A 21,609-nucleotide genomic window follows, 5' to 3' on the forward strand; every position below is an offset into this window, starting at 1 on the left:
CCGAGATGTAACATTTCCGTCCAGCCATACCTGCATTTACTTGACGATCTGTGCGGAAATGCCATATCTGGCCTGAGCAGGGGCGCCGACATTGGAAATAGTAACTAAAAATCAAGTGCGCGCAAGACCACGCTGCTGACCAGCAGATCCCGGCTCAGGTAAGCGAAGGCGCGCTGGCCGATGCGCAGGCGGTGGGTGTCGAAAATGCGCAGCAGATCGCTACCCTGCCCCTGGTCCAGGCTGTGCAATGCCGTCACGGTGATGCGGCAAGTCTTTTCCACCCCGAAGACGGTCAGATGGAAGCGGATGGCATCGCCCGCCTGCTCAAGCGCGATGCTGTCGCGCAAAATTTCATAGGGCATGGCTGGGGTACCGGTTCAGATTGCGGCGTTGCTCGCCGCAGCGGCATACCGTGGCAGGTCGATGATGAAGACGCAGCCATGGCCAAGCACGCTTTCCACGCTCAGGCTGCCGCCATTCGCCTCCACGCTGCGCCGGGCGATCGACAGGCCCGAACCCGGGCCTGTCTTGTTGGCGCCGCCCTGCGTAAAGGGCAGGAACAGGTCATCCGCGGCCTCCGGCGTCAGGCCGGCGCCGTTGTCCTCCACTTCAATCCTGATCCGCTCGCCTTTCCCAAACGCGCGCACCACCACCGTGCCATTCGGCGCGCCAAACTTGAAGGCATTCTGCAGCAGCTTGCCCACGGCGGAGAGCAGCAAGTGCTGGTCCGCGTGGAGCTGCAGCAAAGGATCGACCTCTTCCACGATCAGGGTGCAGCGGATCAAGTCCGCTTCCAGGTTGGCCGAATAGCGCAGTTCATCGATGAAGTTGTTCAGGAAGAAAACCGAACGCTGCAAGGTCAAGCCCGCCTCCACCCGCACGGTCGCCAGCGAGCCGTCGATCAGGGTACGCAAACCGACGAGGCTGCGGTCAAGCACGGCCCCGGTCGCGCCTGCCACACCCATGCCGCCCTGCTTGAGCGCGGCGACGGCCAGGCCGGCCGTTCCCAGGTGATTGCGCAGCTCATGGGCCAGGTAGCCGATGCGCTCGCTCAACGCCAGCGCTTGCTCATTGGCAATCAACACGTCGCGCCGCTGGGTAAATTCGGATACGGCTTCGGCAATGCCGTTGTCGAGACAGCGGTTCAGCGTCCTGAATTCCTCGACGGCGAATTCCTCGCCCAGTTCCACGGCCAGATCGCTGACAGCCTGGCACAGGTCGCCATAATCGTGCACTACCTGGCTGACGGAATAGCCGAGCGCCAGCAATTGCCCGCCGTGCGTGGTGGCGCTGTCGGCCAGTTCCGATGTTGCCTGCGCATTGCCATCGGCGGGGCCGGAAATGGCCAGGCTCTGCGCCATCTGGCCCGCCTCTTCCGCCTTCAGGGTGCGGATCAGCTGCCCCAGGAAGATAGGGATGCCTTCTCTTAACTGCATTTCGGTCGGAAACCGCAGGGGGCGCTTGGCGACCTTGTCACGGCAACGGCGCTCCAGCTCGGCGCGATTTTCAGCTAGGAATATATGCATCATGACGTTTTCGGCAATCTCAATGATCAGGAACAAGCCAGCGTAGCGCGATGACCGTTCAGATACCGTCTGTTACCGTACATATTTGACCGATCGCCTGCCTGGCGCCATGCAGCGCACGCCTCGGCCCTCCCCCTGTGCTATTGTCATCAGGTACATCACCAGGCAGGAGCCATGCATGAGCAACATCGTTACCAGCGTCTCGTTCCGCTACATCGATCCGCGCCACAAGGAACCGGGCCCCAGCCGGGAATTCATCAACCAGAACATTCTGCTGCCGCCGGGCGCCCATCTGCCGCGCATGGGCGAAGCAATCGAGCTCATGCACTGGGACTTGAGCCGCGACATGAAATCGGGCGTGTATTCTGTCCTGTTTATCCACACGCGCATCGCCTTGTTCGATGGCAACGACAAGCCTTCCGGCTGGCACACCACGATCACCGTGGGACCGCAGTCCGACGACATCGACGCGCGCTTCCTCACCGCCCCCTCGTGACAACCGTGCGGCCCTTGTTGCAGCCAGGCCCGACCACCTAAAATAGTGCTTTATATTAAACATGATCGTGACGACAGCCGGTGGCACCATCACGCGCAATGCAGGGAAAGACGACGATACAGATGAGCAATCTTGTAGAGCAGGCAACACAAGAAATGACGGCGGCAATAGAAGCGTGGTTTGCCGAGCGCCTCAAGCGTACCGACCTGGAAGCCGCCGTGAAGCGGACCACCTTGCAAATGGGCGTTTTTAACGATTTCCGGCTCGACTACAAGCCGGGGCGCACCACGGCCGACGATTTCCATCTGGCCGATGCCGATGATGTCGCACCGAGGACGCCTTCGCGCCTCGACGAAGCCGTCGTGCGCGACACCATCGCGCCCCGGCTGGCAGCCCTCGTGCAGGCGAAGCTCGAAACACTGGCCGACACGCCCCTGATCGACTACCGCTTCAGCTTTCGCGGCAAATTCCAGACGGCGCAGGGCATGCTGCACCTGAACCTGCTCGAGTATGTCAACGCAGGCAAGCGCACAAGCTTGCTCGAGCACATACACAGCTACGTCACGCAAAAGCTCGAGCATGGCAGCCGGCCGACGAAAAAGCTGGAAACCTTCTTCCTGGCGCGCCACCTGCTCGATCCCCACCTGTTTCCCCAACCCGATATCGCCTGGACGATCGCCCAATTCGAGCGCATCGAGCAGCTGAACAAGTCGCGCCCGCAAGCGCTGGCCGAACACCGCAGCGATATCATCCAGGCCGTGTCGGCGTGGGCGGAAAAGCAGTTCCTGCCGCAGTTCTATGACGTGCAGCAATCAAGCTACCGCGCCACCGAATACACCTTGAAAGAGGGCGCGGCGCTTGACACGCAGGCGCTGGCGCCCATCGACCTGCTGCTGTATGGCGCCGTGATGATCTTGCGCCACGAACCAAGCTACGCCAAGTCGACGGGCGTCAAATTCCTCGACATCGCGCGCGAGCTGGGCAGCGAACGGGCCGTGCGCATGCTCAAGGAAGGCAGCGGCACCTTCGCGCCCGACGCCGTCCACCTGAAAAATGCGCAGTTGGAATGCCGCGCCAACGATGTGTTTGCCACGATCAGCATCGCGATTGTCCGGGAAGAGGAAGAGGCGTATGCGCAGGCGCTGGCCTTCATCACGCATTTGCTCAACAACGGCTTCCCGAAAAGCTGCCAGATCAAACTCAAGTCCAAGGTCAAGGCATACCTGCCGATCAAGGGACTGGCGAAATCCGATACGCACCGCTTCTTTGCCAACGCCCTCGCCTATCCCGCGCTGCAGCCGCAACTGGAAGCGTATGCGCGCGCCGCCATCGAACAATTCGAATTCTATGCCGACACGGAAGGCGAAAAGAATTGCATGCCCGGCAGCTATGCCACGTTCGGCCTGGGCTTGCTCGATGCGCGCTATTTCCCGCTGGTGCAGCACTACATGGCCAACGTCGACGAGGAACACCAGTCCGTGCAGGACCAGTTCACGGCGGCCTTTGCCGAAAAGCATGGCGTGACGCGCGATTCCGCTCCCGTGCTGGCCGCGTGCCTGCGCGCCTGCACGGACAACGCCAAGGTAAAGATCCAGGCGGAACTGGAAGAGGTGGAGAAACTGGAGCTGTTCTGCCAGCAACTGCAAGGGCTGGAAGGTTATCTGGTCGAGCACATGCTGTATCCCATCTGGGGCAAGCTGGAAAAACTGGCCACCCTGGCGCGCAAGGCGGACGGACGGCGCAAGGAGCTGCTGCTGGCCTTGCTGGAAGCGGCCAGCAAGACGCACGCCTAATGTGTGCAACGTTATGAGTTTCACCATTTATAATGCGGGCGCCAAAGTTGCTATAAAGCATTTTTTGGCGCCTGACATTGAATCGTGGAGAAAATACATGCACCAAACACAAGAAACATCGCGCACTGCCCTGCTGGCGGCAGCCTTGGCCGCCGCCGTGGCACTGGCCCAGCCCGCCATCGCCGCGGAAACCGCCGCCGAACTGGCACCCGTCGACGTGGCCAACCTGTACATCAAGACCATCATCAACCAGGATGAAGCGAGCGTCGCCAGGCTCAACGCCTACCTGCGCCCCACCCGCCTGGCGGGCAAGCAGAGCGCCGAATACGCGTCGTACAGCGACCTGAAGGCGGCCGATGCCAGGTTTCCGACGGAAACCGGCAAGCTGATCGCCGACCTGTTCCCCGCCGCCATGCGCGCGGCCGTCACGCCTGCCGCCGAACAGTTGGCCGCCAATGTCATCGCCGCCAAGAATGGCGCCCTATGCCGGGCCACGAAGGCGGCCCCGGTGACGGTGGAAAACGGCATCCAGACGGCTGCCGTCAGCTTCGAATGCCAGGTCGTCAAGGTGCCCGTGGCATGGGCGCCTGCCGCCCAGCAACTGGCGAAGAGCGGCTGCAAGGTCGAGCAATGCACGGCCGGCCTGCAAAAGATCGCCGCCACCTACACGAGTTCGCCGAAACAGGCGTGGCGCGCCGTGTTTGCCGTCAGCCGCGAAAAGGATTCGGAAGCCTGGCGCAACGATTTTGCCCGCGAAACCTTCGATGAAATCTGGGAATACCTGTAATCCTCGCCTCGTTTAGAATGGCTGGATGGACAAATTGACACCAGTACCACAGCCCGCAGGCCTGGCCTTGCTGCGCTTGATCGACCCCGACCATGTGGAAGGCGCGGTGGTCGCGCAAGCGCTGGCGCAAGATTTGCCTGCCCTGCACGCCAGGCAATTGCTGGCGCTGCTGCGCCGGCTGCGTGCCGCGCAATCCAATCAGCAGGATTATGCGGGCGCCAGCGTCGAGCAGGCCGAACAGCAGTTCGGCGCCGCCATCGCCGCCGTCAAGGCGGAGCTGGCCACGCGGCCGCACATCCCCAACAAGCAGGAAGCCAAGGCGCTGCGCCAGGCGGCGGCAAAAAAGCGCTGAACGGGTCTGCGGTGCGTGGATGGGAACTGCCCTCCTTTTATAATCGGTGACGATACATTGTTTCCCGCACTGAAAGGACTCCCCATGCCCACACGTTTTTCCCGCCACGCAGCCGGCTGCGCCATCCTTGCCATCTGCGGCCTGGCCGCCATGCAGGCGGCCCATGCCCGGGAAACGGGCCCCATCGACGCGCGCGCCGTGTGGCAGGAACGCTCGCTGTCGGCCTGCCGCAGCGAACAATCGCCGACCGCGCCCGACGTCTGCCTGCTGCGCACCATGCAGCGCTCGGGCGCCCGCCCGCAAGCCATCGCCGCCGCCAAAATGCTGGTGAAGGCGAACAAGGCGGGCTTCATCTCGGCCTGGCGCCCGCTGGGCAAGGCGGCCCTGGCCACCGTCACCTATCCGTTTCGCGCCAACACGAATGAAGGCAGTCTGCTGATCGGCAGTGATGGCGCGGCCATCGATGTCGACGAAGATGCCGTGCGCGAGGAAGACCGCGCCACACCGGCCTGGCGCGCGTTTGCCGCCGCCCACCCGGACGCCGTGCCGTTCGCCCCCGCCGACTTTGTTGGCAGCACGGCGACCGCCGATGGCGGCCAGCGCCTGCTGTTTTCCACATCCCTGGCCACCTGCCACGCCTGTGCCGCCGATGGCGCGCTGCTGGTCGCCTACTCGATCGACAAGGCGGGGATCGTGCGCGAGCGCAAGCTATTAACGATCAAGTAAGACTGCCTCAAAGATAAGATAGAATTGCTTGGTGGCATGTCTATACGAGTACATGCCATCCATCCAACTTATTTATCACGGGAAAACATGCGCCGCTCTTGCCTTGCACTGCACCTCACCGCCGCCCTGCTGCTGTCCAGCCCCTTCCACCTCGCCGCTGCCGCGCCCGCCCCTACGGCCAACGCTGCCGCCAGCGCGGCCACGCCGCTCGTCATCGGCGAAAGTTTCACGATCGACTCACAGGCGCTGAAGGAACAGCGCCACATCAATGTGTATGTGGCGCGCGCCTGGGATACGCCGCCCGACGCGCCGCTGCCCGTGCTGTACATGCCGGACGGCGGCGTGGCCGAAGACTTTTTGCACGTGGCCGGCTTGCTGCAAGTGTCGGTAGCCAACGGCACCATGCGCCCGTTCATGCTGGTCGGCATGCAAAATACGCAGCGCCGGCGCGACCTGACGGGGCCGACGGACAGCGCGGAAGACCGCAAGATCGCCCCCGTCGTGGGCGGTTCGCAAGCCTACCGGGCCTTCCTCCGCGATGAACTGATGCCGGAAGTCAAACGTCGCTACCGCACGACGGGCGAGACGGCCATCGTCGGAGAATCGCTGGCGGGCCTGTTCGTGGTGGAAACATACCTGCTGGAACCACAGCTGTTCGACCATTACCTGGCCTTCGACCCCAGCCTGTGGTGGAACCAGGGCGCCCTGCCCCGTCAGGCGGCGGACCTGCTGGCCAAGGGCAAGCCGGGCAAGCGCAGCCTGTACCTGGCCTCCAGCAGCGAAGCGGGCATCGCCGTGGAAGTGCAGCGCCTGGCCGACGTGCTGCAAAAGCAGGCGCCGTCCGGCTTGCAATGGCATGTAGAGAAGATGCCGGAAGAAAGCCATGGCACGATCTATCAACCGGCAGCGTTAAAGGCGTTCCGCGCCGTGTTCAAGCCGGCCGCCGCGCCCCAGTAAGCGGAAAGTTAGGGCGCCGGCAGCGCCTGCCCCATCTGCTCGCGCAGCCAGTGCAGCAAGGCGGTGCGGCGCGCATCGCCGTCGAACGGCAGCGGCGACAGCAGGAAATAGCCGCTGCCGTCGCGCCGGAAACCCAGGGGCGCGACGAGGCGCCCGCTGTCGAGGTCTTCCCGCGCCATGAAGACGGAGCCGATCGCCACGCCCAGGCCGGCGCAGGCAGCTTGCAGGCTCAGATAGAAATGCTCGTAGGTCTGGCTGTCGCCGTGGCCGCCGTTGCCGTCGTCCGTGCCGGCGGCGCGCCAGTGCGCCCAGGCGGCCGGGCGCGACGCCGTGTGCAGCAGGCGTTGCGCGGACAGATCCAGCTTGCCTTGCCGCAGCAGGGCCGGCGCGCACACGGGCGCGATCCATTCGTCGCACACCTTTTCCACATGCAATCCCCCATCCCATGCAAAATCGTTGCGGCGCAGCGCCACGTCCACCGCATCGCGCTGGAACGCCACCGGCCCGCCCGAGGCGAACAGATGCAGCGGCACTTCCGGATGGCGCTGGTAAAAGTCGCCGAGGCGCGGAATCAGCCATTTCATGGCGATCGTCGGCTCGCATGACACCACCAGCGGCGCCGGACGCGCCGGCTGGCGCACCGCATCGAGGGCGGCGTCGAGCCGTTCGAACGCCTGCTGGACGGCATCGCGCAACTGCGCACCCGGCGCAGTCAGGAAGACCTATGATTGCATTGCTTGCCGTTGCATTGATTACCCTGCTGGCCGCCATCGTCCCCGGCCCCGATTTCGCGATGGTCACGCGCAACAGCTATCTGCATGGCCGCTGTGCCGGTTTGCTGGCCGCGCTCGGCATCGCGCTAGGCGTGCAGGTGCACGTGTGCTATACGATGTTTGGCGTAGCGCTGCTCATCGCCAGCTCACCGGCCCTGTTTACGGTGATCAAGTTTGCCGGCGCCGTGTACCTGATCGTCATCGGCTGGAAGACCTGGAGCAACCGCGCGGGCCTCGTCATCGACCTGCACGGCGGCGCCCGCGTGCCCCGGCATAAGATTTTGCTCAACGCCTTGCTGACGAATGCCCTGAACCCGAAAACCACCTTGTTTGTCATCAGCACCTACACCCAGGTGGTGCAGCCGGGCACGCCATTGAGCGTGCAGTTCGGCTACGGCCTGTGCATGTCCGCCATCCACCTCACGTGGTTTGCCCTGGTGGCCATCTTTTTCTCGCAAGCTAACTTTCGTTCGCGCATGGTCAGCCACCAGCGGACCATCGACCGGCTGATCGGCACGCTGCTGATGGCCCTCGGCGTGCTGCTGGCCTGCGCTAACATGGACAAACTGTAATGGCGCGCACGGCTCAGGCACATGATACGACGGGTAAAATCGGCGGCCCTGCTTTTCCCGCCTGAGTGCCATCCGCCATGAGCTTTTTGCAATTATTTATCCTTTCCATCGTCCAGGGCTTCGCCGAGCTGCTGCCCGTCTCCAGCTCCGCCCACGTCATCATGGCGGAAAAACTGATGGGGCTGGACCCCACGTCGCCCGAGCTGACCATGCTGCTGGTAATGTTGCATACTGGCACCATGTTCGCCGTCATCGTGTATTTCTGGAAATCCTGGCGCGCCACGTATTTCAGTTCGGCCAGCGCCTTCCGCAGCAATGTCCTGCTGCTGGTGGCCGCCACGGCCTTGACGGGCATCGTCGGCTTCGGCTTGCTCAAGGGCATCACCCACTTCATGAGCAAGGATGCACCCGGTTTTGAAATCGAGCACCTGTTCGGCAACGCGAAACTGATGGCCGCCGCGCTGGCCGCCGCCGGCGTGCTGATCATTGTCTCGTCGCGCCTGCAAGCGCGCCAGCATGGGACCTTGTCCATCGGCAAGGCGATGGTGATCGGCGCCGTGCAAGGCCTGTGCCTGCCCTTCCGCGGCTTTTCCCGCTCGGGCGCCACCATTTCGGCCGGCATCGCCATGGGCGTGCCGCAGCGCCGCGCCGAGGAATTCAGCTTTGCCCTGGCCGTCGTGCTGACGCCGGCCGTGCTGGTCAAGGAAGGCTGGCGCTTCTACCAGGCCGTGGCAAATGGCAGCCTGGACCATCTGGAACACGGCAACAGCCTGCTGCATCTGCTCGGTCCCAGCCTGCTGGGCATGCTGCTCTCGTTCCTGGCCGGCTTGCTGGCCTTGCGCTGGCTGTCGCGCTGGCTGGAACAGGGCCGCTGGCATTTCTTTGGCGCGTATTGCCTGCTGGCCTCGCTGGTGGTGCTGTACGTAGGGTAAAATCGCCGGGTTTATAGTTTGTCACTACCATCCCAGCCAGGTTTTACTGAAAGCCAACGATGAATTTTGCCGCCACCGCCGCCCTCTCCCTAGCCATGTCCACCGATGCCTTCGCGGCCGCCGTGGGCAAGGGCGCCGCCCTGCACAAGCCGCAATGGCGCGAGGCGCTGCGCACGGGGCTGATCTTTGGCGTCATCGAAGCGATCACGCCCATCATCGGCTGGGCCTTGGGCAGCGTCGCCGCGCCCTACGTGGAAGCGTGGGATCACTGGATCGCCTTCAGCCTGCTGGGCATCATCGGCTTGCTGATGATACGCAATGCCCTGTCCGACGCGGACGAGGAAGAAGCGCCGGCCCAGTCGCACTCGTTCTGGGTGCTGGCCGTCACGGGCCTGGCCACCAGCATCGACGCCATGGTCGTGGGCGCGGGCCTGGCCTTGCTGGGCGCCAACATCGTCGTCACGGCCGCCGCCATCGGCTTCTCCACCTTCGTCATGGTCACCCTGGGCGTGATGCTGGGCCGCGTGCTCGGCACCATCGCCGGGCGGCGCGCCGAGCTCGTGGGCGGCCTCGTGCTGATCGTCATCGGCTGCGTCATCTTGTACGAGCATATCGGCCACCCGGCCTGAAGCCTGGCCGCGCACGGCACAAGCGCCGGCGTGGCCGGCAGCGCGCTTTGTGCTACATTCATTACTCTGCATCCCTGTCTCGCAAGGTGACCACCATGGAAACGCTGGAGCTGATTTTTGCCTCGATGGTACGCGAAACGGCCGAGTCGATACGCGACCACCATGTCCCTTTTGCCATCAAACACGACGAGCGCGCGTATTTCGAGTGGATGGACGGGCACCCGATCAATGGTTATATCCAGGAAGCGTATCGGGAAATCGAGGAAACAGCCCAGCAGATCCGCGCCATTCGCGCTGGGTGAGGACGCTTGCCGCAAGCTACTACGCGGGGGGCTTTGCGGCTGGCGATGCTCACCGTACTTATGTACGGTTGCGCTTCTCAGCCACACATCCCCTCCGCTCGCTACGCTTGCAACAAGCGTCAATACGCTAGTTGAATGCGTTCAAGGGACGTATTGATACAAATCAAACACTCTGCTGTTCGATACGCGTGGCATGGTCTGGCCCATGACAATCAGGTCTGGAGGCGGCAAACATGGATCAGGAACAAAAACACCAGATCAGGGGCTATGAATTTCATGTGGCGGGGGCGCTGGAGAAGGATGGGCGCTACCGGGGCATGATCTTGATCAGCAAGCGCGGCGATACCATGCAGGTGTACGCCAAGCCCGTGCTGATTGAAACGCCGAGCAGTTTCAAGTCCGTGCATGCGGCCCTGATCGAGGCGTCGGCGTATGCCCAGGAACTCATCTATAACGGCGCCATCAAGGCGCTGCTGCCGGCCGATGGGCCGCTGGCCGGCAAACAGGCGCCGCAGCCGCCGGATTTCGTCGGCAACTGACGCCGGCAAGCGCATCGGGCCACCCCGGGGCGCGCGTATAATGACGCGCTTTCCCGGATGAAAACTCAATACCATGGAATTTGTGAATTTACCGCTCGTCTTCCTGGTCGGCTGCGCGCTGATCGCCTTGCTGGCCAAGAAAAATGGTTACTCGTGGTATCTGTTTTTCTTCTCGATCGCCGTGCCCGCGCCCCTGTTGCTGCTGGCCTTGCCCCATGTGCTGGGCGCGGAGACCGCGTCGCTGACCTCCGTACGGCTGGGCACCGCCCTGCTGCTGCCGCTCGCAGGCTTGCTGCTGGCCCTGCGGCACAAGCGCTAATACCGTCGCGCTAAGGCTGTTTCAGCGCACATGCACCCCGTCGGCCAGGCGCCAGCCTACCGACAAGGCCAATTGCTGCGCTTCTTTTTCGTTGCTGCAATCATCGTAATCGCAGGTGTCCGCATACGCGCCGCACGCCTGGTTCTGGCTGATGTACGAACCGACCCAGCGGCCATCGCGGCGCTGGCTGGCCGTGGCGCTGATGATAAAGCCTTTGTGGATGGTGGGGTTTTCAAAAGACATAATTCCTCCGATGCAAAAATAGCGTCAGGGATCTGACAGGATTCCACTGTGCGCCACATGCTGCCAGCAGTCTGTACGTTTGATCACACTCACGAAAAGGACGCACGCCGCGCTCGTACCACATGACGATCAGGTATGATTTCAGCATGTGTGGACGATTCGATCAAAATGACACGGCGCGCGTGCTGGCGTCATCCTTCGGCTGGACGGACGCGGTGTTCGACAGCGAGGCCGAGCCGCACCTGAACGTCTCGCCCGGCACATACCGGCCCGTGCTGCATATCCAGGATGGCGTGCACCGGGTCGACGATGTCTTCTGGGGCTACCGCCCTGCCTGGGCCGCGCAAGCCGTGCCCGCCCCCGGCAAGAAAAAAATTCCCATCGCCATCAATGCCCGGCTGGAAAAATTGGCAAGCGCCTACTGGAAACCCTTGCTGCGCGCGGGGCGCGGCATCGTCTGCGTCGATGGCTGGTATGAATGGACGGGAGAGAAAGGCCGCAAGCAGCCGTGGCACATCCACCGCAAGGACCGCGCGCGCCTGTTCCTGCTGGCGCTGGCCCAGTTCGGCCCGTACAAATTCAACCGCGAGGAAGCGGGCTTTGTGCTGGTGACGGCCGACAGCCTGGGCGGCATGGTCGATATCCACGACCGCCGCCCCGTCGCCGTCAGCCTGGAAGACGCGCACCGCTGGCTCGACCCCGCGCTCACGCCCGAGCAGGCGCTGCACCTGGCGCGCACCTGCATGCTCGACGTGGACTTGTTCGAGTGGCATGCCGTCGATAATCCCCTCGTGCCGTCCGCCAAACCCAAGGCGCCGCCGCCGGCGTCGCCGCAAGGCGCCTTCGACTGGGGCGCCGACTAGCTCAACCGGGCAGGCGCGCCAGCCGGCGCCACAGCGCTTCCATCGGTCCCTGGCGGAAGTGCCGCAACCAGTAGCGGCTCAGCAGCACCTGCCCCGCCATGATGATGACCGCCAGGCCCAGCATTTCGGCGGGACGCAGTGTGGCGCCCCAGCCCAGGCCCGGCCCCTGCAGCAGCCAGGTGCCGAGCAAGGATTGCAGCAGATAATTGCTCAGCGCCATGCGCCCCACGGGCGCCAGCCATGCGCCGAGCCAGCGCAGCATGAAGGGACCGGCCAGCATCAATGCCGCCACATAGCCGGCCGCCAGCACCGGACCGCCGGCAAACAAGCCCACTTCGAACAGGGCCGTATCGAACACGGTTTGATACGGATCGGCCACCTGCCACGCGACGGCCCCCGCCGCCAGCAGGTTGAACGGCAAGCCCACGCCCAGTCCCACGGCACGCACGCGCCGCCACACGCGCTCGTGGCGCTGCGGCCGCGTCAGCCAGCCTAAGCGCACGGACAAGATGCCCAGCAAGAACAGCACGATGATATGCGGCAGCATGACGGCGGCGTACAGCAGCGAGACGAGGAAATCGTTGGCGCGCAGTTTGGCCACGGCCCACGCGCCGCCTTGCGTGTAGGTCGCGTAGCGGGCGGCGAAGTTTTGCAAATCATGCGCCGTGTCCGGCGCGCCGCCCTGCTGCCCCACGGGAATGAGCAAACACATGAACAACAGGAAACCGGCCGCCACCAGCCAGGCGCGGTTGCGTATGCGGCTCAGTTTGGCAGCTGCCAGGGGCAGGACCAGCATGCCGGCGACCGCATACGAGGTCAGCACGTCGCCGCTCCAGATGAGAAAACCGTGCAGCAGGCCGAACACGAGCAGCCAGCGCAGCCGGCGTTTATACGCCGCTTGCGCCGCTTCCCAGCCGCCCAGCTGGCGTTTCAGGGAACGTGTCTGCAGGGCAAAACCAGCACCGAACAAAAAAGCGAAGACGGGATAGAACTTGAATTGCGCCAGCGCCGCCACGCCGAAAATGACGAGCTGGTCGAGTACGGGCGGCTGCGCCGGCAAGGTGCCGTAGCGCAAGGACAGCGTCCCCCAGGCAAAGCCCCAAATATTTACCAATAAAATACCAAACACGGCGATGCCGCGCAGCACGTCGAGCTGCAGCAACCTGCCGGGCCTGGCGCTCATGGAGTTCAGGGGCGCGCCAGGGTCGGGTAATCGCTGATCTGCAGGCTGAAACCGGACGCATCCGATTGCAGCCGCGCCTGGCCGCCGAACGGCAAGGTGACCCGTCGGCGGATGTGGCCGAACTCGAGTCCCGTCAGCACGGGCACGGGCAGGCGCTCGCGCACGTAGGCCAGCATGACGTCGAAATCGTAGCCCTTGTCCATCGGACTCAGCTTATAGGCGGAAAAGTCACCGAGCACGACCGCATGCTGGCGTTCGAACACGCCTGCATGCAGCAATTGCAGCAGCATGCGCTCGACCCGGTACGGGTGCTCGTTGACGTCTTCCAGGAACAGGATGCCGCCATCGATCTGCGGAAAATACGGCGTGCCCAGCAGGTGCACGAGCATGGCCAGGTTGCCGCCCCACAAAGTCCCCACTGCCTCGGCCCGCGGATTGCCGGCTGCCGTGCCCGTGACCGTGTGCGTGGGTCCCGCCAGGCATGACCACAGCTGATCGAGCGTAAATTGCTCGGGCTCGTCGCGCGTAAAATCGTCGCAGATCATGGGGCCGGCAAAGCTGGCGCGGCCCGTTTTCGCCATCAAGCCCATGTGGAAGGCCGTGAAGTCGCTGTAGCCGACGAACAGCTTGCCGCTGGCGGCCATGCGGTCGAAATCGATGTCGGGCAAGATGCGGCTGATGCCGTAGCTGCCGCGCAGGGCGATCACCACCTGCACGTCCGGATCGGCGGCTGCCGCATTGAGCTGCGCCAGGCGGCCCGCATCCGTGCCGCCGAAGCGCTGGAAGCTGCGTTCGGGGTCGTAGTAAGTGTGGACGGTGGCGCCTTGCGCCTGCAGGCGGGCGATGCCGCGCGCCACGGCCGCGTCATCGGGCGCGCAACCGCCGGGCGCCACGATGGCGATGCCAATTTCAGGTGTCTTCAAAATGCCCGTGCCTTCAAAAGTGGTGGGCGCGCCTAGGCTGGCTGGGAGCGCATCTGGGGCGCCATCTTACCTTGCAGATGCACATCGATCAAGGCGAGCAGGCGCTCGATCAGCTGGGGCGGCATGTCGTGCCCCATGCCTTCGATCACTTCGAGCGTGGCGCCCGGAATCAGCGCCGCCGTATCGATGCCGCAGGCAACGGGGATCAGGGGATCGGCCGCGCCATGGATCACCAGCGCCGGGCAACTGATGCTGGGCAATAGCTCCGTGCGTTCGCCCGAGGCGGCAATGGCGACCATTTGCCGCGCCACGCCTTCGGGGCAACTGCCCCGCTCCAGCGCCGCTTCGATGCGCTGGTACAGCAGTTTTTCCGACACGGGATAGGCGGGACTGCCGATCACGCGCACGGTGGAGGCCATGTGCGCCATCAGTTCGGCGCGGCTGGCATTGCGCTTCGGGCGTTGCAACAAGGCATTGCGCGCCGCCCGCGTGGGGCCGGGCAAGCCGCGCCGGCCGCTGCTCGACATGATGGAAGTCAGGCTGAGCACTTGCTGCGGCGCGCGCGCCGCCATCACTTGCGCGATCATGCCGCCCATCGACACGCCGATCACGTGCGCCTGGGCAATGCGCAGGGCCGCCAGCAAACCCAGCGCGTCGTCCGCCATGTCATTCAAGGTGTAGGAAGTTTTCAGTGGCCAGCCCAGCAGGTTTTTCACGTAGGCCAGCGGCAGATACGGTTTGCCCGCCTGCGCCATCTTGCTCGACAGGCCGCTGTCGCGGTTGTCGAAACGCACGACGCGAAAGCCTTGTTCGACGATGCCTTCGACGAAGTCCGCCGGCCAGGCAATCAGTTGCATGCCCAGGCCCATGACCAGCAGCACGCACGGATCATCCGGGTTGCCGTGGCTTTCATAAGCTATGTTGAGGCCGTTCGCCATGATGGTTGCCATGATTGCCTCTCTTCAGGAACCAGCACGCAGACACGATCGCTGCGGCCTTGCAATCAGCATACCACTATTGTGCTTCAGACATGAGACCGGCACGCGGCACCCACACTGAAGTGTTGCCGCGCCGGTACGGCGCGCGGCAACTCTGCTGCTACCTACTTGGCCTTAGGCAAGGAATCAGCCAGGTCCACCCACGCTTGCGGCTGGGGTTTGCCGCGCTCGCGCACGCCGAAGAAGGAGACCACTTGCGTGCCGTCGTTGTCGAAGAATTCGACGGACGTGACGCCGCCGCGCTTGACGACCCAGCCGCTGCGCAGGGCCGTGTCGCGGATGTGCAGGTTGAAGTCCGGGTCCAGCACGTTGAAGAAACCGCCGGCAGCCATGGTTTTTTCGATCTTGCCGCTGTAGATCTGCGTCAAGCCTTCATTACCCAGGAACACCATGATGGCGACCTTGTCCTTGGCCGCGCTTTCCAGCAGGGTGCGCAGCGCTGCGGGCGTCACGCGCTCGACGACGCCAGCTGGCGCCAGACGCAGCGCCTGCTCGCGCGTCAAGTGGAATTCGCGCATGATTTGCGCAAACTGGTGCACGTCCGTCATGTCTTTCCAGGCCAGCTGGAATTCCTTGACGTCGATCTCGCGGTCCGGCTTTTCAGCGGCCTTGGGCGCCACGGCCAGCACGTTCAGTTCCGCGCTTTGCTGGGGCAGGCGGAAGGTGGCCACCAATTTATCGTAGACGGCCACGCCCGCATCGCTGCGCACATAAATCTTGTGCACGGCCGTGCCGTTGGCATCGAAAAACTGCAGGCTGCGCGTCGGCTTGCCGTCGCGGCCCGGCTGTTCCACGGCAAATGCATATTTCCAGTTTTCAAAGTGGAAACGCAGGTCGATCTGCCCGCCCAGGTAGCCGCCCGCGATATTGCGCTGGCGCGCCTCCGTTTCCGGGTCCTGTTTCGCGTCGGCCTGTTCCGACTTGTCGCCTGCCTGCTTGAACTTGCTGGCCACGCCCGTCGTTTCGATGACGCCGTTTTCATTGCGCGTGATCGCTTGCACGAGGCCCAGGTCCAGCGCGGCGCGCATGATTTCGCGCGGCTGGTTGCCGTCGGCCTGCAGGCGGGTGACGCCCTTGCCGATGTTGGTTGCCAGCAATTGCGCTTCCGATACGCCCAGCGCGCGCGCCGCGTCGCGGATCTGCAGCTTCGGCTGTTCCGTGCGCAAGGTGGACCAGCGTTCCGCCAGGGTGGCTGGGGCCGCGTATGCGTTTGCAATCAGCAGGCTGCCTAGCAGCGATAGAACGAGTTTGGATAACTTCATAGAGAGACCATTCAATCAAACATGGAAAAAAAGAGGGGCAAGCACCCCTCCCCGGTAAAAATCAGAAATTGACGCTGAGGCTGGCTGCGACGTTGCGGCCCGGCTTGGCATAGCGCTCGATCTCGGCGCGGCTGGCGACCGTGGTGCCGGCGGCCAGGCTGCGCGAGGCAGCGTAGTCCCAGTACTTGCGATCCGTTAAGTTATAGACGCCGACGACGAGCTTCGCGTTCTTGTGCACGTTCCAGTACGTCGACAGATCGAAGATGGTGTACGACGGCACGGTAAACAGGGGACCGGCATCGCCGATCAGCAGGTTTTCCGGCGCCTGCTTGGCGCCCGCATGCACGGCCGTCAGCGCCAGGCCGAACAGCTCGTTTACATGGTCGTAGCCGAAGGTCAAGGCCGACTTGGCGGGCGCGACCGAGTTCAGGCCGCCGCTCTCGCCCGTCCGGGTATTGAAGGAGCGGCCCTTGGCCACACCGGTGGCCAGGTCGACGTGGTAGCCCTGCATGGCCGGCGCCCAGGCGCCCAGTTCCGCGCGCAGGCTCAGTTCGGCGCCCCAGGTGCGGGCATTGCCGATGTTTTCCGGGCGGAACAGGCCGCGCGTGATGGTCGGGTAGTTCACCGGATCATCTTTTTGCATCACGTAATCGACCATGTCCGTGTATTCCGTCTGGTAGACGGACGCGTGCATGCTCAAGCCCCTGGTGACGTCGCCCTTCAGGCCCAGTTCATAGGCCTTGCTGGTTTCCTTGCGCAAGTTGGCGTTGCCCAGCACGGCATAGCCCTGTCCCGTGCCCGTATAGCTGAACGAGTCGTAGGTGCCCGTGCGCTCGGCCGCCGTCGGCAGGCGCGTGCCGCGCGTGAAGGTGGCATACGCGCTCATCTGCGGCAGCACTTCCACGGACAGGCTCAGGCTGGGCGTGAAATAGGTGTCGCTCTCTTCGCGCACTTCCTTGGCCGCGTTCGGCACGGCGATCGCATAGGTTTGCAGGTTTTTCGGTTCGTTCTTGCGGTAATCGGCACGCAAGCCCGGCGTCAGCACGGCTTTCTTGCCCGCCAGATTGAAACTGAGATCGTCGCGCACATACAGGGCCAGCTTGGTCGTGTCCATGTCGGCCATGCGGTTCTTGTTGGTGACCTGGTGCTGGCCCGTGGCGACGATGACGCGGTCTTCGCGCCACGGACGGCGCGTTTTCAGCTGTTCCAGCTGCACGCCGTACAGCAGCGCGTTGTCCGCATTGAGCTGCTTGACCGCTTCCGACGTCAAACCGATGCTGTCATTCTTGAAGCTGGTGTCTATGGCACGCTGCGCCGGGCTGCCGAACGTGTAGAGGCCTTGCGTCTTGTCGTCGGTTTTCGCATTCTGCAGATACACTTTCGAGGTCAGGCGGTCGAACAGGGCGACATCCTTGAGCACCACGTCGTGACCCAGGCTCACGCGCGTGCGCTTGGTGGTGGAATCCTGCTGCACGCCCGTCGGGTAATACGTGCTGACCTTGCTGCGCAGATCGCGCTTGTTCTTGCGTTCGAACATGTCGACCGTCAAGTCCAGCTTTTGTTCGCCAGGCAAGGTCCACACGAGCTTGGACAGCAAGGCATTCGAATGCCAGTCGTCCGGGTTAACGGGCGTGCTGCCGCGGCTGTCCGTCTGCTCTCCATCGCGGTGCACATAGACGGCCAGACCCTGCAGATTGGCGCCGATCCTGGCGGCGCCCGTCAGCGTGTGCGCATTGCTGCGGTCGGCCATGGCGCGGCCGTATTTATAGGCCACGTAATGGTCTTTCCCCTCGCCCAGGTAATCCTCGGGCGACTTGGTGATGAAGGCCACGCCGCCGCCCAGGCCAGGATTGGCGCCGCTGGCGGCCGTCGTGCCCGAATCGATGCGCACTTCACGGAAGGTTTCTGGATCGAAATAATCGCGACCCGTGGCGAAGGCGTTGAGGGTGTTGCCGTCCGGCTTGGGTGCCGCGTCGGGCAGCGAGATGCCGTCGAGCTCCAGGCTGACCCGGTTGCCTTCCAGGCCGCGGATGTTGTAACCGGTATTGCCCGAACCATCCCACACGCTGCCGCTGCCCGATGCCGCCGCTGGCGCGCTGATCAAGGGCAAATAGCGCACGATGCCGCCCATCTCCGTGACATTGCGGCGTTCCAGGTCGTCCGCCGTGACGACCGTCTTGGTGCCGGCGCGGCGTTCATAGTCCTGCTTGGCGTTCACGACGATTTCCGGAAAGACGGGCAGCTTGGCCGGCTCCTGGGCAGCCGTGCCCGCATTAATGGCGGCCATTTGCGCCTGCGCGGGCAGCAAGGGCGCCGCGAACAGGCCCAGCAAGGCGGCGCGCAGCACCAGGTTATGGCGGCGGACAGGCAGGCGGGTTGAGGATACGACGGGGGCAGCGGAGCGCTGCGTAGGCACTGTAGTCATGATGATCCGGTCTAAGAGTAAAGGCTGGCTCTTGAACCCGGATCGATAACGATAGTGTTAACGATGTGTAAGGGAAGTTTGCTGGCGAAAACAGCACTGTAACACGAATCATTCTCATTTGAGAATGGCAATTGGTCTAGGCAGATGTTATTTCGCAACAATTGTAAAAATGCCAGCCGGGGTGGCTGGCAAAGCGTCAGGCAGCCGGATTGGCCAGCTTGCGCGCTTCCGCCTGCGCGCGGCGGCGCTCGGCAAAGAAACGCTTGAGGAAGGCGCCGCACTCGTCGGCCAGCACGCCCCCTGCGATGGCCGTCTGGTGATTCAGGGCCGGCTGTTCGAACAGGTTCAGCACGGAACCGCAGGCGCCCGTCTTCGGGTCCCCCGCGCCATACACCACGCGCGCCAGCCGGGCATGCAGCATGGCGCCCGAGCACATCACGCACGGCTCCAGGGTCACGTACAGCTCGCAGCCGGGCAAGCGGTAGTTGCCCAGCTTTTCGGCGGCCGCGCGCAGGGCCATCACTTCCGCGTGCGCCGTGGGGTCATGGCGGCCGATGGGCTGGTTGTAGCCGACGGCGATGACTTCCCCATCCTTGACGACGACGGCGCCGACGGGCACTTCGCCCAGGTCCCACGCGTGCTGGGCCTGTTCCAGGGCCAGCCGCATGTAGCCCGCATCGCGCGCGCTAGCGTGCGTTTCAGTCATCGGTCACTTCTGCCCAGCAGTTCGGCGTCTCATGCAGCACCAGCTTATGCAGGTGCAAACCCGTGCCGAAATGGTCGGTAAACGCCGCTTTCAGTATCTCGAAGGCGATGCGCGCCAGGTTTTCCACGGTCGGGATGCGGTCGATGACGACGGTTTTATGGTCGGGCAAGCTGGCCAGGAAGTCGCGCACGGCCGTGTCTTTCTCGTAGACGAGGAAGGCGTGGTCCCAGACATCGACCAGGTGCTGCTTGGCCAGCGTCTTGACGTCGGAAAAGTCCATGATCATGCCATTGTCGGAATTGCCTTCCGCTTCGATGACCTTGCCGACCAGGGTGATTTCCACCGTGTAGCGGTGGCCGTGCAGGTTGCGGCACTGGCTTTTGTGGTCGGGAATGCGGTGGCCCGCGTCGAATTCGAGCTTGCGTGTGATAGTCAGCATATTGTTTTATTAAGGTATTTGCAGGAGTTTATGGGTTTGCAGGCTCAGCTTCCACTTCGGGTTGCTTTTGCATGTCTCGATGGCCAGCTTCATGTTGTGCGCGGCCAGGGGGCCGTCCATCGCCTGCACGAAGAAGTTCTCGAAGTCCAGTTGTTCGTAGGCGGCCAGGTCTTGCTGGAACTGGGGGATGACGACCTTGATCTCATTGCCCTTGTGGACGACCAGTGTCGAGCCCATCTTCGGGCTGACGCAGATCCAGTCCACGCCGGGCGGCACGGGCAAGGTGCCGTTGGTTTCGATGGCGATGGTAAAGCCGACCGCATGCATGGCGTCGATCAGGGCCGTGTCCAGCTGCAGCAGCGGCTCGCCGCCCGTAAACACCACGTATTTGCTCGGCGCGTAGCTGGCCGGCCACAGGCTGTCGATCAGCGCGGCCAATTCCTGCGGCGTCTTGAACTTGCCGCCCAGTTCGCCATCAGTGCCGACGAAATCCGTGTCGCAGAACTGGCACACGGCCGTGGCGCGGTCGCTTTCGCGGCCCGTCCACAGGTTGCAGCCGGAAAAGCGGCAAAACACGGCTGGACGGCCCGCGTGCGCACCTTCGCCCTGCAGGGTGTAAAAAATCTCTTTGATGCTATAAGTCACTGTATTTCCTAAGAGCTGGCTGGCGTCATCGCGCAGGGCGAGCGCATTAAGGCCGGCGCACCGCACCGTCACCGCAAAAGCCGATTGACAACCCTCTATTATATGCCGCCACGACACTTCCCGTGCAAATGCCGTGCCCGCCACCTGCGGCCATGCCATCCGTGGACAAGAAAGCGGCACTGGCAGGCATAACTGCGCAGCTTTTGCGTTTAGACAATATAAATATCTCCAAGCCAATGTATTTTCTGTAATAAAATTGCCTGATAGAAAACATTTAGGGAGCGAGGAAATGATGCAACGCAGGCTACGTCTGCCGTACCGCCTGAGCATTCTGGCCTGCCTGGCGGCCGGCGCACTCGCTTCCCTGCATGCCGGATACACCGCCGTGCCGCTGCTGCAGTCGGCCACGCCCTCCCCGCTGATGCTGGCCTGCGCCATCCTGTTTGCTGCACTGGCGCTGCTGCTGTGGCGCCTGCAGGCGCTGGAACAGCTGCGCGCGGATGACGAACAAGCACGCCTGGCCAGCGGGCAGCAGCAGGCGCGCGAACAGGAACGCCTGCGCATCGGGCGCGACATCCATGACGACCTGGGCCAGCACCTGCTGACCTTGAAGATCGACCTGTCCATGCTGCAGACCAGCACGCACGGCGCGGCGCCCCATCTGGCGCAGCAGCTGGCCGTGATCGTGCGCAATGTCGACCTCAGCATCGCGGCCTTGCGCTGCGTCATCCATGACCTGCGCCCGCCCGCCCTCGACGCCGGCCTGCAGGCGGCATGCGAGGAACTGCTGGCCGACTTCAAGCGCACGACGGGCATCGATGGCCGCTGCGATTACCGGCTCGACGCCGCCGCCGGCCGCGCGCATGACGTCTTGCTGTACCACGTGGTACAGGAAGCGCTGGCCAATATCTCCCGCCACGCGCGCGCCACACATGTCCAGCTGTGCCTGCAGCAAGCGGGCGCCAGCGTGGAGTGCCGCATCGGCGACGATGGCATCGGGCTGTCGGGCTCGCCGCCGCGCCTCGGTTGCGGCCTGTCCGGCATGCATGAGCGCGTGGCCGCCGCCGGCGGCAGCCTCCACATCGACAGCCGCAGCGGCGCCGGCACCACCTTGCGCGTCGCGCTGCCCTTGCCGGTCTGTCACGACGAGGCGATGCGCCATCGCTGAAAATATTGCTCAATATCAACACCTTCGGCCCGCCACGCTGCATCATGGCCA

26 protein-coding genes are annotated in these 21,609 nt (G+C 63.6%); 14 read left to right on the forward strand and 12 right to left on the reverse strand.

The window, feature by feature from the left end:
- Window positions 1-104: 104 nt before the first annotated feature.
- Window positions 105-362 (reverse strand): DUF1488 family protein, encoded by a 258-nt coding sequence (locus tag ACQ4WQ_RS11795; protein WP_326456680.1) that lies wholly within the window; start codon window positions 360-362, stop codon window positions 105-107.
- 15 nt (window positions 363-377) lie between these two features.
- Window positions 378-1,529, reverse strand: coding sequence for a sensor histidine kinase (locus ACQ4WQ_RS11800; RefSeq protein ID WP_436497193.1), 1,152 nt, complete (start codon window positions 1,527-1,529; stop codon window positions 378-380).
- A 175-nt stretch (window positions 1,530-1,704) separates the two neighbouring features.
- Here ACQ4WQ_RS11800 and ACQ4WQ_RS11805 point away from each other — a divergent pair, with 175 nt between their 5' ends.
- The 6 genes from ACQ4WQ_RS11805 to ACQ4WQ_RS11830 all read left to right on the forward strand — a co-directional run bounded on the left by ACQ4WQ_RS11805 (window position 1,705) and on the right by ACQ4WQ_RS11830 (window position 6,637).
- The gene (locus tag ACQ4WQ_RS11805) at window positions 1,705-2,022 is read left to right on the forward strand and encodes a hypothetical protein (RefSeq protein ID WP_436497195.1); all 318 of its coding nucleotides are present in this window, start codon (window positions 1,705-1,707) and stop codon (window positions 2,020-2,022) included.
- Window positions 2,023-2,144: 122 nt separating this feature from the next.
- Window positions 2,145-3,815, forward strand: coding sequence for a DUF6138 family protein (locus ACQ4WQ_RS11810; RefSeq protein WP_436497197.1), 1,671 nt, complete (start codon window positions 2,145-2,147; stop codon window positions 3,813-3,815).
- A 97-nt stretch (window positions 3,816-3,912) separates the two neighbouring features.
- Window positions 3,913-4,602 carry a hypothetical protein gene (locus tag ACQ4WQ_RS11815; RefSeq protein ID WP_436497199.1) on the forward strand — a complete coding sequence of 230 codons (690 nt, stop codon included), beginning with the start codon at window positions 3,913-3,915 and terminating at the stop codon, window positions 4,600-4,602.
- Between the two features lie 34 nt (window positions 4,603-4,636).
- Window positions 4,637-4,954 carry a hypothetical protein gene (locus tag ACQ4WQ_RS11820; RefSeq protein WP_436497201.1) on the forward strand — a complete coding sequence of 106 codons (318 nt, stop codon included), beginning with the start codon at window positions 4,637-4,639 and terminating at the stop codon, window positions 4,952-4,954.
- 84 nt (window positions 4,955-5,038) lie between these two features.
- Complete coding sequence (locus ACQ4WQ_RS11825; RefSeq protein WP_436497203.1) at window positions 5,039-5,680, forward strand: hypothetical protein; 642 nt, start codon at window positions 5,039-5,041, stop codon at window positions 5,678-5,680.
- An 87-nt stretch (window positions 5,681-5,767) separates the two neighbouring features.
- Window positions 5,768-6,637, forward strand: a complete 870-nt coding sequence (locus ACQ4WQ_RS11830) for an alpha/beta hydrolase (RefSeq protein ID WP_436497205.1) — start codon at window positions 5,768-5,770, stop codon at window positions 6,635-6,637.
- Between the two features lie 8 nt (window positions 6,638-6,645).
- Here the strand turns inward: ACQ4WQ_RS11830 and ACQ4WQ_RS11835 are convergent, their stop codons facing one another.
- Window positions 6,646-7,332, reverse strand: a complete 687-nt coding sequence (locus ACQ4WQ_RS11835; RefSeq protein WP_436497207.1) for a LysR substrate-binding domain-containing protein — start codon at window positions 7,330-7,332, stop codon at window positions 6,646-6,648.
- Window positions 7,333-7,361: 29 nt separating this feature from the next.
- Here ACQ4WQ_RS11835 and ACQ4WQ_RS11840 point away from each other — a divergent pair, with 29 nt between their 5' ends.
- From ACQ4WQ_RS11840 to ACQ4WQ_RS11865, 6 genes are all read left to right on the forward strand, one after another.
- Complete coding sequence (locus ACQ4WQ_RS11840; RefSeq protein ID WP_436497209.1) at window positions 7,362-7,982, forward strand: LysE family translocator; 621 nt, start codon at window positions 7,362-7,364, stop codon at window positions 7,980-7,982.
- 77 nt (window positions 7,983-8,059) lie between these two features.
- Entirely contained in the window at window positions 8,060-8,914 is an 855-nt protein-coding gene (locus tag ACQ4WQ_RS11845) for an undecaprenyl-diphosphate phosphatase (RefSeq protein ID WP_436497211.1), read from the forward strand.
- Window positions 8,915-8,973: 59 nt separating this feature from the next.
- Window positions 8,974-9,543 carry a manganese efflux pump MntP gene (gene mntP / locus ACQ4WQ_RS11850; protein WP_099411820.1) on the forward strand — a complete coding sequence of 190 codons (570 nt, stop codon included), beginning with the start codon at window positions 8,974-8,976 and terminating at the stop codon, window positions 9,541-9,543.
- 95 nt (window positions 9,544-9,638) lie between these two features.
- Window positions 9,639-9,845: a hypothetical protein gene (locus ACQ4WQ_RS11855; RefSeq protein WP_326459674.1), complete on the forward strand. Its 207-nt coding sequence runs from the start codon at window positions 9,639-9,641 to the stop codon at window positions 9,843-9,845.
- A 233-nt stretch (window positions 9,846-10,078) separates the two neighbouring features.
- Window positions 10,079-10,384 carry a hypothetical protein gene (locus ACQ4WQ_RS11860; protein ID WP_326459673.1) on the forward strand — a complete coding sequence of 102 codons (306 nt, stop codon included), beginning with the start codon at window positions 10,079-10,081 and terminating at the stop codon, window positions 10,382-10,384.
- 73 nt (window positions 10,385-10,457) lie between these two features.
- Window positions 10,458-10,703 (forward strand): hypothetical protein, encoded by a 246-nt coding sequence (locus ACQ4WQ_RS11865; RefSeq protein WP_436497214.1) that lies wholly within the window; start codon window positions 10,458-10,460, stop codon window positions 10,701-10,703.
- Between the two features lie 21 nt (window positions 10,704-10,724).
- On the opposite strand, the gene ACQ4WQ_RS11870 is transcribed toward ACQ4WQ_RS11865, so the two are convergent.
- On the reverse strand, window positions 10,725-10,946 hold the full coding sequence (locus ACQ4WQ_RS11870; RefSeq protein WP_436497216.1) for a hypothetical protein: 222 nt from the start codon (window positions 10,944-10,946) through the stop codon (window positions 10,725-10,727).
- Between the two features lie 146 nt (window positions 10,947-11,092).
- Here ACQ4WQ_RS11870 and ACQ4WQ_RS11875 point away from each other — a divergent pair, with 146 nt between their 5' ends.
- A complete protein-coding gene (locus ACQ4WQ_RS11875; RefSeq protein ID WP_436497218.1) occupies window positions 11,093-11,809 on the forward strand; it encodes an SOS response-associated peptidase in 717 nt (238 codons plus the stop codon).
- A gap of 1 nt (window position 11,810) precedes the next feature.
- Here the strand turns inward: ACQ4WQ_RS11875 and ACQ4WQ_RS11880 are convergent, their stop codons facing one another.
- From ACQ4WQ_RS11880 to queE, 8 genes are all read right to left on the reverse strand, one after another.
- Complete coding sequence (locus tag ACQ4WQ_RS11880) at window positions 11,811-12,992, reverse strand: DUF418 domain-containing protein (RefSeq protein ID WP_436497220.1); 1,182 nt, start codon at window positions 12,990-12,992, stop codon at window positions 11,811-11,813.
- Between the two features lie 5 nt (window positions 12,993-12,997).
- Window positions 12,998-13,915, reverse strand: a complete 918-nt coding sequence (gene ldcA / locus ACQ4WQ_RS11885; protein WP_436497222.1) for a muramoyltetrapeptide carboxypeptidase — start codon at window positions 13,913-13,915, stop codon at window positions 12,998-13,000.
- 32 nt (window positions 13,916-13,947) lie between these two features.
- The gene (locus ACQ4WQ_RS11890) at window positions 13,948-14,865 is read right to left on the reverse strand and encodes an alpha/beta fold hydrolase (protein ID WP_326459667.1); all 918 of its coding nucleotides are present in this window, start codon (window positions 14,863-14,865) and stop codon (window positions 13,948-13,950) included.
- A 152-nt stretch (window positions 14,866-15,017) separates the two neighbouring features.
- A complete protein-coding gene (locus ACQ4WQ_RS11895; RefSeq protein WP_436497224.1) occupies window positions 15,018-16,175 on the reverse strand; it encodes a hemin-degrading factor in 1,158 nt (385 codons plus the stop codon).
- Window positions 16,176-16,236: 61 nt separating this feature from the next.
- Window positions 16,237-18,600 carry a TonB-dependent hemoglobin/transferrin/lactoferrin family receptor gene (locus tag ACQ4WQ_RS11900; RefSeq protein WP_436497226.1) on the reverse strand — a complete coding sequence of 788 codons (2,364 nt, stop codon included), beginning with the start codon at window positions 18,598-18,600 and terminating at the stop codon, window positions 16,237-16,239.
- A gap of 196 nt (window positions 18,601-18,796) precedes the next feature.
- Complete coding sequence (gene tadA / locus ACQ4WQ_RS11905) at window positions 18,797-19,306, reverse strand: tRNA adenosine(34) deaminase TadA (RefSeq protein ID WP_326459664.1); 510 nt, start codon at window positions 19,304-19,306, stop codon at window positions 18,797-18,799.
- Window positions 19,299-19,745 (reverse strand): 6-carboxytetrahydropterin synthase QueD, encoded by a 447-nt coding sequence (gene queD, locus ACQ4WQ_RS11910; RefSeq protein ID WP_035819191.1) that lies wholly within the window; start codon window positions 19,743-19,745, stop codon window positions 19,299-19,301. Before queD ends, tadA begins: the two co-directional genes overlap by 8 nt.
- 9 nt (window positions 19,746-19,754) lie before the next feature.
- Window positions 19,755-20,390 (reverse strand): 7-carboxy-7-deazaguanine synthase, encoded by a 636-nt coding sequence (gene queE, locus ACQ4WQ_RS11915; protein ID WP_326459663.1) that lies wholly within the window; start codon window positions 20,388-20,390, stop codon window positions 19,755-19,757.
- A gap of 289 nt (window positions 20,391-20,679) precedes the next feature.
- On the opposite strand from queE, the gene ACQ4WQ_RS11920 reads away from it, so the two are divergent.
- Window positions 20,680-21,558: a sensor histidine kinase gene (locus ACQ4WQ_RS11920; RefSeq protein ID WP_436497229.1), complete on the forward strand. Its 879-nt coding sequence runs from the start codon at window positions 20,680-20,682 to the stop codon at window positions 21,556-21,558.
- The last annotated feature ends 51 nt before the right edge of the window (window positions 21,559-21,609 follow it).

Source organism: Janthinobacterium goodfellowi, from assembly GCF_051380695.1.
Taxonomy (GTDB): domain Bacteria; phylum Pseudomonadota; class Gammaproteobacteria; order Burkholderiales; family Burkholderiaceae_D; genus Janthinobacterium.